Source organism: Tritonibacter mobilis, from assembly GCF_001681715.1.
GTDB classification, from domain to species: domain Bacteria; phylum Pseudomonadota; class Alphaproteobacteria; order Rhodobacterales; family Rhodobacteraceae; genus Epibacterium; species Epibacterium mobile.
The window spans coordinates 1-2,500 of the sequence record NZ_LNWY01000027.1 but is presented as its reverse complement, the minus strand read 5'-3'; the positions used below and the strand labels follow the sequence as shown (position 1 = coordinate 2,500).

Here is a 2,500-nt window from a genome sequence, read left to right as displayed (position 1 = left end):
GGATGAGTTGTGCCTAGGGGTGAAAGGCCAATCAAACTCGGAGATAGCTGGTTCTCTGCGAAATCTATTTAGGTAGAGCGTCATCCGAATACCCCGGGGGGTAGAGCACTGGATGGGTAATGGGGCCCCACAGGCTTACTGATCCTAACCAAACTCCGAATACCCGGGAGTACTAGATGGCAGACACACTGCGGATGCTAACGTCCGTAGTGGAGAGGGAAACAACCCTGACCTCCGGCTAAGGCCCCTAATTCATGGCTAAGTGGGAAAGCAGGTGGGATGTCCAAAACAACCAGGAGGTTGGCTTAGAAGCAGCCATCCTTTAAAGATAGCGTAACAGCTCACTGGTCTAAATAAGACGTCCTGCGGCGAAGATGTAACGGGGCTCAAGCCATGAGCCGAAGCCGAGGATGCACATAGTGCATGGTAGCAGAGCGTAGTGTGACATAGAACAGCTCCTCCTTAACGCCTTCGGGCGTATTGGAGGAACAGTTCTTTCGATGAAGCGGGCGCGTGAGCGATCCCGTGGAGAGATCACTAGCGAGAATGATGACATGAGTAGCGACAAAGAGTGTGAGAGACACTCTCGCCGAAAGTCCAAGGGTTCCTGCTTAAAGCTAATCTGAGCAGGGTAAGCCGGCCCCTAAGCCGAGGCCGAAAGGCGTAGGCGATGGGAACCAGGTTAATATTCCTGGGCCAGGAGGATGTGACGGATTGCGAAGGTAGTTTGCTCTTATCGGATTGAGCAGGCTGCTGAGCAGTCCCTGGAAATAGCCCTCCATCAGACCGTACCCTAAACCGACACAGGTGGACTGGTAGAGAATACCAAGGCGCTTGAGAGAACGATGTTGAAGGAACTCGGCAAAATACCTCCGTAAGTTCGCGAGAAGGAGGCCCGGGTCCTACGCAAGTGGAATCCGGGGGCACAAACCAGGGGGTGGCGACTGTTTATTAAAAACACAGGGCTCTGCGAAGTCGCAAGACGACGTATAGGGTCTGACGCCTGCCCGGTGCCTGAAGGTTAAAAGGAGGGGTGAGAGCTCCGAATTGAAGCCCAGGTAAACGGCGGCCGTAACTATAACGGTCCTAAGGTAGCGAAATTCCTTGTCGGGTAAGTTCCGACCTGCACGAATGGCGTAACGACTTCCCCGCTGTCTCCAACATCGACTCAGCGAAATTGAATTGCCTGTCAAGATGCAGGCTTCCCGCGGTTAGACGGAAAGACCCCGTGCACCTTTACTACAGCTTCGCACTGGCATCAGGATTGTGATGTGCAGGATAGGTGGTAGGCATCGAAACCGTGACGCTAGTCGCGGTGGAGCCTTCCTTGAGATACCACCCTTCGCACTCTTGATGTCTAACCGCGGCCCATTATCTGGGTCCGGGACCCTGCGTGGCGGGTAGTTTGACTGGGGCGGTCGCCTCCTAAAGCGTAACGGAGGCGCGCGAAGGTTGGCTCAGAGCGGTCGGAAATCGCTCGTTGAGTGCAATGGCAAAAGCCAGCCTGACTGCGAGACTGACAAGTCGAGCAGAGACGAAAGTCGGCCATAGTGATCCGGTGGTCCCGAGTGGAAGGGCCATCGCTCAACGGATAAAAGGTACGCCGGGGATAACAGGCTGATACTGCCCAAGAGTCCATATCGACGGCAGTGTTTGGCACCTCGATGTCGGCTCATCTCATCCTGGGGCTGGAGCAGGTCCCAAGGGTACGGCTGTTCGCCGTTTAAAGAGGTACGTGAGCTGGGTTTAGAACGTCGTGAGACAGTTCGGTCCCTATCTGCCGTGGGTGTAGGATACTTGAGAGGAGTTGCCCCTAGTACGAGAGGACCGGGGTGAACGATCCACTGGTGGACCTGTTATCGTGCCAACGGTAGTGCAGGGTAGCTATGATCGGAAAGGATAACCGCTGAAGGCATCTAAGCGGGAAGCCCCCCTCAAAACAAGGTATCCCTGAGGGCCGTGGAAGACCACCACGTCAATAGGCCGGAGATGTAAGCGCAGCAATGCGTTCAGTTGACCGGTACTAATCGCCCGATTGGCTTGATCTGATCCAGTAAAAGACAGCCAAACACCAAAAAGCAAAACTGACTTGGACAACACGTTGATGATGAAAATCATCAACACGTTGATAAATCTAGACCCTGGGTGGCTCGTACAAACGTACAAGCCTTCCGGCGGCTTACGAGACTTGCTTCACAAGTCTCTCACAGCCGACCGAATAAAAACCCAGGATCGAAGATCATGGGTTCTTATTCGGTTTGGTGGCCAAAGCACAAGCGAAACACCCGGTCCCTTCCCGAACCCGGAAGTTAAGCGCTGTTGCGCCGATGGTACTGCATCTTAAGGTGTGGGAGAGTAGGGCACCGCCAAACCTAATAAGAACCCAAATAAAACCTCTCTAAACAAAAACACAAAACAAACACCGCGGGATGGAGCAGCCAGGTAGCTCGTCAGGCTCATAACCTGAAGGTCGTAGGTTCAAATCCTACTCCCGCAACCA

At 53.9% G+C, this 2,500-nt stretch carries 1 tRNA gene and 2 rRNA genes (1 of these 3 cut by a window edge); all 3 read left to right on the top strand.

What is annotated here, in order from left to right:
• A 23S ribosomal RNA gene (locus UB90_RS20865) occupies positions 1 to 2,048 on the top strand (it extends 781 nt beyond the left edge of the window).
• Between the two features lie 209 nt (positions 2,049 to 2,257).
• Positions 2,258 to 2,372, top strand: a 5S ribosomal RNA gene (rrf, locus tag UB90_RS20860).
• A 51-nt stretch (positions 2,373 to 2,423) separates the two neighbouring features.
• A tRNA-Met gene (locus UB90_RS20855) sits at positions 2,424 to 2,500 on the top strand.